The sequence below is a fragment of the Lacticaseibacillus boliensis genome (assembly GCF_054784775.1).
In genome coordinates, this window is the sequence record NZ_BAAIHN010000059.1 from 1 (window position 1) to 8261 (window position 8261).

9 protein-coding genes are annotated in these 8261 nt (G+C 35.6%); 1 reads left to right on the forward strand and 8 read right to left on the reverse strand.

Going from position 1 to position 8261, the window contains the following annotated elements; translation table 11 throughout:
• The first annotated feature begins 408 nt into the window (after nt 1-408).
• Nucleotides 409-990 (forward strand): recombinase family protein, encoded by a 582-nt coding sequence (locus ACYVRB_RS13795; RefSeq protein ID WP_461216019.1) that lies wholly within the window; start codon nt 409-411, stop codon nt 988-990.
• A gap of 328 nt (nt 991-1318) precedes the next feature.
• On the opposite strand, the gene ACYVRB_RS13800 is transcribed toward ACYVRB_RS13795, so the two are convergent.
• The 8 genes from ACYVRB_RS13800 to ACYVRB_RS13835 all read right to left on the reverse strand — a co-directional run bounded on the left by ACYVRB_RS13800 (nt 1319) and on the right by ACYVRB_RS13835 (nt 8180).
• Nucleotides 1319-1990, reverse strand: a complete 672-nt coding sequence (locus tag ACYVRB_RS13800) for an ABC transporter ATP-binding protein (protein ID WP_034529257.1) — start codon at nt 1988-1990, stop codon at nt 1319-1321.
• 4 nt (nt 1991-1994) lie between these two features.
• Nucleotides 1995-3041 carry an ABC transporter permease gene (locus ACYVRB_RS13805; protein WP_057707429.1) on the reverse strand — a complete coding sequence of 349 codons (1047 nt, stop codon included), beginning with the start codon at nt 3039-3041 and terminating at the stop codon, nt 1995-1997.
• Nucleotides 3042-3080: 39 nt separating this feature from the next.
• Entirely contained in the window at nt 3081-3959 is an 879-nt protein-coding gene (locus tag ACYVRB_RS13810) for a phytoene/squalene synthase family protein (RefSeq protein WP_461216020.1), read from the reverse strand.
• The gene (locus tag ACYVRB_RS13815) at nt 3960-5444 is read right to left on the reverse strand and encodes a phytoene desaturase family protein (protein ID WP_461216021.1); all 1485 of its coding nucleotides are present in this window, start codon (nt 5442-5444) and stop codon (nt 3960-3962) included.
• A gap of 202 nt (nt 5445-5646) precedes the next feature.
• Nucleotides 5647-6045 carry a pyridoxamine 5'-phosphate oxidase family protein gene (locus tag ACYVRB_RS13820; RefSeq protein ID WP_003563273.1) on the reverse strand — a complete coding sequence of 133 codons (399 nt, stop codon included), beginning with the start codon at nt 6043-6045 and terminating at the stop codon, nt 5647-5649.
• A gap of 112 nt (nt 6046-6157) precedes the next feature.
• Entirely contained in the window at nt 6158-6529 is a 372-nt protein-coding gene (locus ACYVRB_RS13825) for a TIGR02328 family protein (protein WP_003563277.1), read from the reverse strand.
• A 461-nt stretch (nt 6530-6990) separates the two neighbouring features.
• Nucleotides 6991-7869, reverse strand: coding sequence for an IS3 family transposase (locus ACYVRB_RS13830; RefSeq protein ID WP_024626250.1), 879 nt, complete (start codon nt 7867-7869; stop codon nt 6991-6993).
• A gap of 23 nt (nt 7870-7892) precedes the next feature.
• Nucleotides 7893-8180: a transposase gene (locus ACYVRB_RS13835; protein WP_003688751.1), complete on the reverse strand. Its 288-nt coding sequence runs from the start codon at nt 8178-8180 to the stop codon at nt 7893-7895.
• Nucleotides 8181-8261: the final 81 nt, after the last annotated feature.

The window sequence follows — 8261 nt, forward strand, 5'->3', positions numbered from 1 at the left end:
ACAATTTTTCCAAGAAGATGTCGATCATCGAGGCCTTCCAGAATCGTCGTTGGTCTGGTAACTTGAGGCACTGATTGGCAAGTTGCCTAAAGTTGATACGATGAAGAAACTCTTGGAACAAAACGAGCCCGGCGTCATTTGAAAGTTGACCGTCGTCGGCGGTCACAGTCACATTGGTATTGCATTGCAGGGATAAGCTGGTTAAAGTTGAGATGGTGTGAAGCCTCGCTTTCGTGATGGTTTTTATCGACTCAACCTTAGCATATAGGCGCACCCAATGGGTGAAACACCAAAGCAGCGCAGTCCCGTGTGAATCGTGGGATTGCGCTGCTTTTTTGAAATTCTATGAATAATCCAGGCTAGGCATTAAAAATGTTCATTAGAACTGTCCAAAAGGAAGTGCTGACAATGGCTAAAATCGGTTATGCTCGCGTGAGTTCCAAGGAACAACATTTAGATCGGCAGCTAGCTGTTTTAAAGGGCGTTGATAAGCTATTCACAGATAAATTGAGTGGGGCCAACACCAATCGACCAGAACTGCAAAAAATGCTCGCCTATGTTCGCGAGGGTGATATTGTCCTGGTCACTGAATTAGATCGCTTAGGCCGAAACCACCAGGACTTAACTAAGATCATGAACACCATTCAAAATAAGGGGGCCACCCTAGATGTGTTAAACTTGCCGTCCATGACAGGGATTGCGGATCCTAATTTACGCCAGCTCATGACGAATCTCATTATTGAACTGTATAAATATCAAGCTGAAAGCGAACGTAAGCGGATCATTGAACGGCAGCAACAAGGGATTGCCCTCGCTAAACAGCAGGGTAAATATCATGGTCGGAAACCTCAATATGCCGAAGATGATCCCCGTTTATTACATGCTTTTAAACTTTACCAGACGGGCATGAGTGATGTAGATGTTGCCCGTAATACCGGGATTAAACGGACAACCTTTATCAGATACCGAAAGAAATTCGATGTGCATTGAACCGGTTTACATGAGATAATCAGAATAGATTAGAAGCCCTGAAACAGGCGTAAAATAACAAATGCTTAAAAATGATGCTACTGGAAGTTGGTCGCATTGATTACTCACGTCATGAATGCGAAGAGCGTGCGGACAACCGTACATGCCAAGAAACATAACCGACGAGAGCAACAAGAAACCTACATCCAAGAAAATGTGCTGAACCGTCAATTTCCAGTTGTCTAATTAACTGACTAAAAATAGTCCAATTTATTGACTTCTGAGCATTTAGATGTGGTATTAGATATTCATAAATTCAATATGTTTTCAAGTAAAATTAAGACAGTAGCTAATTTATCATTTGCATCTTACCATCAATTATCTGATAAACTTTGTCTGCCGTATTTTTTAACCTTAAGTCATGAGTAACTACAATAATAATTTTATTTCTCTTATGTGCTAAATCTCTGAGTAACTCGATTACTTTCATAGATCTATCCGTATCTAAGGCGGCTGTGGGTTCATCCGCTAAGATATAGTCAGGATCAGTGTATAATGCTCTAGCAATTGCCACACGTTGCTTTTGTCCACCAGAAAGTTGATTAGGATATTTTTTTAGGAGTTCTAAAAGTCCTAAATCAGATAGAAGTTCATGCATTTTTTGTTCAGTTAAATTTTGTTTTTTTAGTTTATCTACTAATTTAAACTGTTCTTCGACCGTTAAAAATGGAACTAAGTTATAAGATTGTAAAACAAATCCTATTTTTTCCAATCTTAATTTTGTTTGCTGTTTTTCGGATAAACTTTTAATTGTGCTGTCATTTATTTTTACGTCACCCTCAGTTGGTGTCTGCAGCCCGCCGGCTATAGTCAAAAATGTAGTTTTTCCTGATCCTGATGGCCCTACAACTAAAATAAGCTGACCACTTTCTGCTTTAAAATTAATATTTTCCAGCGCTACGTACTTACTACTCCCTTCTCCAAAAACTTTTGTCACCGATTCAAAAATTAGATTTGACATGAAATTAACCTCCAATAATTTTGTAAGGATCAACTTTGGCGATTTGACGAATAGGTATCAGTGCACCTAACAAGGACATAATAATAATACCGATTCCAGTTACAATAATATTACTTTTATCGATGACAATGGGTACCTCGCTGGGTAACGTAATAGCTGTTATTTCACCTAATATAATGGCTATAATAACGCCAATAACTGAAATAATAAATGATTGAAATAACGTACTCAAAATAAGATATTGCGTTGAGACTCCTTGCGCCTTCAAGACACCTAAGTTGGGTAATTTTTGAACAGTCAGAATATACAAGAAAATTGAAATAACAATTAGAATAATAATATACAAAAAAGCAATCATGAAGTCGAATGTGAGTTGTTGTGCGCTATATCCAGGTAATTTTTTAATAAATGAGCTAATGCTCAATTGATTGGTCCCTTTTGGTATTTTTGAATTCTTTAACTTATTCTTGAATACCACAGCATTTGTTACACCTTTATTCAGTGGTTGAATAGTGTCTGGTGAAATATAAACCACGGGAAGAGCACTTAAAGTTGCCCTGGGTGTAAAACCTGTAATTTTAATCCTCAATGATGAATTAGCAACTAACAAGTGGTCACCGATTTTGAATCCATCACTTTTGAATTTATCCGATACGACGCCGGCATTGTTTCGGATATTTTTACTACCACTTGTTATTTTCAATTTTTTAAATATGAACGATTTGGAATCAAGACCTACTAATTGAGTATTCTCTTTTAATCCATTTTCTGATTTTACAAGTGTACTATACTGTGAAATTCTGGTTCCATTATTGGGTAAACTAGCAACCTCATCCTGTGAAAGAAAAGATTGTTGTAAACGTCCTTCAGAATCACTATTTAAGACAATACTTGAAGCATCCCACTCGTTAATTGCCGCTTTGTTTAGGTTAGCTAAACCAGTGGCTAAACCAGTAAGAATAATCAAAAGATAACTTACTAAAAATATAAGTGCCACTATTAGGCTATAACGCAATTTTTCATGTAGCATCTCTTTAATAGCTAAAAACATAATAATCTCCTGTTATTAATTCTATTTATTATTAATATATCACTTAATGTGTTTTGAAAAGGTTTTTAATAGTAATAGTAATTTTTCTTGGGGTGTCACATATACTCTTTTTGATAAATCAACGAAGTTATTTTTCATTAATTTTGTTAGGATCTTTTTGTAGACATTAATGGATAGTTCTAATGCTACTTTGCCTTTTCTATCTAAAATCTGATTAGTAATCACATCAGTTTCGGCGTACTTGGAAAGTGCTAATCTTGCTAAATATTGCAACAAAGATTGTGTTTGAATATCAGGTTTACTCTCTAACAAAACTTGTTTTTGGATATCATATTTTAATAGCAGTTGCTTTGGAATGAAATATCTATCCGCCATAGCATCTTCATGTACATCTCTTAAAATATTAGTTAACTGAAGAGCTATTCCCACGTTTATTACTGCCTTACGATTGTTTTCAATAGAGTTTCTAGAAAGTATACAAAAAACCATGCATCCTACAGTTCCTGCTACTTGATAACAGTAATTTTCTAATTCTGATAGTGTGTTAATTTCAACATGATTGAGATCATGAAGTTGTCCTTCAATCATATCAGTCATTAGGTTGGGATCTATAGAGAAATGATTAAAAACGTAGGCTACTTTATCAGCAATGTTTGATGTTTTGTTAATTACAATATTATTGGTATTACAAGCCGTCTCCCACCAAAAAATTAATTTATTAAATGTTATTCTGTCATGGTTGTCAGCAGCATCATCAATTTGACGTAAATAATCATAGATGACAAAGATGCTATAAGCTTGATCTTTGTCTAATTTTGAAAAAGCAAAATAAAATGATGATGAATTTTGTTTAATTGCTGCTTGACTACTCGAAAAAATTTCAAGAACGCTATTTGGTATTTTTTGAATAGTTACCATTTAAAAGTCCCTCATTACTTCTTTCGCGGTCAATTCTCCACTAGTAATAACGATAGGTACTCCAGCACCAGGATGTACACTGGCACCTGCAAAATAAAGGTTATCTATTTTAGCATGCTTATTATGCGGGCGGAAATAATTACTTTGTTTTAAAGTTGGTTTTAGTCCGAAAGTTGCACCGTAGAAACTGTTATAATGTGTCTCAAATGTCTTAGGCGTATGAACCTTTTTAAAAACGATATGTTCATTTAAATTATCTAAATTAAGTTCCGTTTCTACTTTATGAATTATTTTATGTGTAAATTTATCAATATCATTTTCCGACCAGCTGCTATTTTCCTTTAAATTAGAGACTGGCACTAAGACGTATAAAGCAGATTGTCCACTTGGTGCAAAACTATTATCAATTGCACTAGGATTGTAAATATAAAATGATGGATCATCAGGTAAAATACCGTTATCAATGTCGTAAACGTTAGTTTCAAAATTATTAGCCATTTTTATTGTATGAAGATTCAGTTGATCATAATTGTTATCTAAGCCTAGGTACAATAAGAAGCATGACATGGAATAATCCATTTTTTCAATATTTTTCTTTTGATATTTTCCTTTCTTGTTATCGTCCATATCCAACAAATGTGTCATTGTGTAAGGAAAATCAGCGTTCGCAACTACGGCATCACAATCTTTTAAGGTATTATTGATGAGCAAGCCACTGACATGTTTATTATTTTCAACAATAATCTTTTCTACTGTTGAATTGTAAACTATTTTTCCACCTAACTCTATAAAGCGTTTTTCTAATGCTTTTGCATATTGAAACATGCCACCTTTTATAAACCAAACGCCATAGATTAGTTCAATCATTGGAATAATATTATATATAGAAGGACCACTAAATGGTGAAATACCGATATATAGCGTTTGAAAAGACATTAAGTATTGCAAATCTGTATTTTTGATATTTTTTTGAATAGCTTCAAACGAGGACGAAAAGGTTTTTAATTTGTAAGCGTTCCAAAGTGTTTTGATATTATAAAAGTCACTGGGACCTCTAAAACTTTTATAAATAAAATTATTTTTGGCATTTATATATTTACTATATATATCTGTTAAATATTTTAAAAATCCAAGCATCTCTGACTCATCATAAGATTCAAATTCTTTTGCTAAATCCACAAGATCAGAAGATAATGCAATTTTTTTGTTGTGTGTTACAACATCCATGAACGGATTAATACGTTTCATTTTAAAATAATTTTTGTAATCAACTCCGCTATCTATAAACGGCTTTTTATAAATGTCGGGCATCATAACGATTGTTGGACCGGTGTCAAATTTAAATCCGGATTCTTCTATAATATCCATTTTCCCACCAGGACGGCTGTTTTTTTCATAAATAGTGACCTGATACCCATTGTTCTGTAAATAAATTCCAGAAGTTAAACCACCAACTCCCGCTCCGATTATTGAAATTTTTTTCAATTTAATCTTCTCCTCTCTTTTCTGACGGTTACTTTAGTATTTGTATCAATTATTTTTTAGCTGAAATACGTTCTTAAAGAAATGCTTAACATAAAGTGTCTTACCAAAAATAGCCGTTATATCAATCGTTCTTGCTCGTTGTGTATGAGTTTGGACAATAAAAAGTTCTTCGACTTACTCGGTTGAATTTGTTTTAAAAACCCTAGGCGATTTGAATACCAGCTTCTAAGGTATTATCCAATTTATAGATTCGTTCAACATCAATGACCACCACGCCAGCGCGTGGGAAACGATCAAAGATGTTAGTTTTATCTAGAATCTGATTAGCAAAGTCATCTGCTTCATGAATATGAGCCGTTCCCTCAAAGCGAAATCCCTTTTGAGCGCCTCTATCAGCAACCGCAACCGCCGCCAAATGGTTGTTCGAGAGATTATTATAGGCCTGCCTAAAGGTGTGCTCAAAGTAGATTAAATGTGAGTCATCTAAGACATGTAGTGAACCCTTGGGACCAACTTGAGGTTTGCCATCTTTTCCTGTTGTTGCTAGAAAGGGGAGCTGATTCTTTAACATATTTTTCATTTCTTCTGTAAGGTTTACCATTTGATTTTCTCCTATCAACGTAATACTGGCTATTTATTTACTTTTAGTAAATATATTGTTGAGATACTATTTTGTCAATCCTATGTCCCAAGATGAACATCGCAGACTAGGATCACGGAAGGTTTAAAAAGATTCCCTTGTTTTGTAAATTGGTTAAGCAAACATGTTTATATCGTTGGTCATGCTCAGGATAGATGGGTATTGTGAGTGCAACCGGATTGAGTTGTTTGTATGCTGGGCAATGTTGACCTCGATACAGAGGATCATACCATTTCTGATCTGGATGATAACCTCGTTTTTCCATTTCACGTAACACAATACAGTGAAATTGAAATAATTTATATGGGGAATGCGCAAATACGTAATTAACGGTAGCGTGTTTCCGTCCCCATCCATTACCGCGAAGCGCCGCAATTTCACGATGCTGTCCCAATAATTGTTGTCTTGGGAGTTGCTGAATTAAATCTTGATGCCATAAACGCACGTTACGGCTTCCTTTCTTGAAAACTAGTCTTAATATTTATGCCATTTGGAGGATTACAGTACTGAACCATTTTATGACGAAGCGCCTTTTCTATAGGTTCATCGGCAGTATAAGTAATGGGATTTGCGCCTACTCGGATTGTCTGATCAATTTGTTCAATTTTGTTGGTGTGATTGCTTATATTGCTCTTGCAAAGGAATGATATCCTTTTTTGCTGTCTTTGGAGCAGCGATTGCACCCTCCGCATGAACATATACACGGTTTATTAAGATGGCTTTGAAAGTGAAGTCGTGCTACCTAATTTTGAGTCGTTTTAGCCTAACTAATACCTATCATGCCGAATTTGTTATTGGATCGTTTAAGTGTAGAAGCAACTAAATTTGTTCGATTAATTAGTTGAAAATTCTTGGGATTGGTACCCTGTCAATAAAATAGACAATTTAAATAGAGACTTTTTTGTCCTATGCCACGACTAAATTTTGAATTTGAGTTTGATACTCATCTTCAAGTTGCTTTGGTGATTTGAATCCACAGTGACTGTGAATTCTAACTGTGTTGTAAAACGTTTCAATGTACTGAAAAACTAGTCGTTTAGCTTCGGAGTATGAATGGATTTTAAACCGATTTATCCATTCACGCTTAATCAAGGCATGAAACGACTCAATGCAGGCATTATCCCAAGGATAAGCTTTCTTTGAATAGCTTAATGTCATGTTAGCTGTAACTTGATTGTAAGCTTCAGACGTAAACTGACTACCACGATCACTGTGCATGATTAATGGCTTGCTAATATGGCGACTGTGCTTAGTCTTTTCAATAAGTGGGATGACATTCGATACCTCCAAGGTTTCAGATAAGTCCCAACCAATGATCCGTCGGGAGTACAAGTCCATAATACTGGTTAAATAAACGAATCCGTCATGAACTGGAATATAAGTGGTGTCAATGCACCAAACGGCGTTTGGTCGCAATGGATTGAACTGCTCGTCTAAAATATTTATTAGCTGTTTATCAAACTTAGAATTGCGAGTGGTAGTCGTCCAAGGGGTTAGGTAAACGGCGTGAATGTCAAGTTCACGCATATACTTACCAACAGTTCGTTCAGCGATCTTATATCCTTTTGAGCGAAGTTCTTGGGTGATTTTGCCGGCACCGTAAATACAAAGGCTTTTGAGCCAAATTGCTTTAATTTCACCTTGAATAAACTTCTTCCGAAGCTTTCGCGGTGATTGGTGATTATGACGCTTTTCTCGTTGATAGTAACCACTTCTTGAGATTCCAACATAATCACACATACCATTGATGGAAGGGTGGGATTCCAAAGCGTGCTGAACGTCCATTTCTTGGTATACCTTTTCGGTAGTTACTTGCTCAGAATCCCGATTGATTTTTTTAACACTTCGATCGCTCCTTCAGCGTCACGAAGTTGACGCTTTAGTCGTGCAATCTCCTTGTCCTTATCGCTGGCAAAATTACCAGAGCCACGGCCAAACTCCCCAGTCTCAGTAAACAGCTTAATCCATTTATGTAATGTACTAGCCCCAATACCTAGATTCTTACTTATTTCATTCATGGTCATGTGATCCTTGTTATCTAAGTAATACTGAACGGCCTGTTCCTTAAATTCCTTGTCATAACTGTGCTTCGTCATTATTTGATCCTCCAATTTACTTCCTTAATTATACTAAATCAGAGTCTCTATTTAACCTGTACACTTTTTATTCTAGGCCCA

What these genes read in the sequence shown, in the direction of transcription:
- ACYVRB_RS13795 (WP_461216019.1), top strand. Translation starts at nt 409, where the DNA reads ATGGCTAAAATCGGTTATGCTCGCGTGAGTTCCAAGGAACAACATTTA.
- ACYVRB_RS13800 (WP_034529257.1), bottom strand. Translation starts at nt 1,990, where the DNA reads ATGTCAAATCTAATTTTTGAATCGGTGACAAAAGTTTTTGGAGAAGGG.
- ACYVRB_RS13805 (WP_057707429.1), bottom strand. Translation starts at nt 3,041, where the DNA reads ATGTTTTTAGCTATTAAAGAGATGCTACATGAAAAATTGCGTTATAGC.
- ACYVRB_RS13810 (WP_461216020.1), bottom strand. Translation starts at nt 3,959, where the DNA reads ATGGTAACTATTCAAAAAATACCAAATAGCGTTCTTGAAATTTTTTCG.
- ACYVRB_RS13820 (WP_003563273.1), bottom strand. Translation starts at nt 6,045, where the DNA reads ATGGTAAACCTTACAGAAGAAATGAAAAATATGTTAAAGAATCAGCTC.
- ACYVRB_RS13830 (WP_024626250.1), bottom strand. Translation starts at nt 7,869, where the DNA reads ATGGACGTTCAGCACGCTTTGGAATCCCACCCTTCCATCAATGGTATG.
- ACYVRB_RS13835 (WP_003688751.1), bottom strand. Translation starts at nt 8,180, where the DNA reads ATGACGAAGCACAGTTATGACAAGGAATTTAAGGAACAGGCCGTTCAG.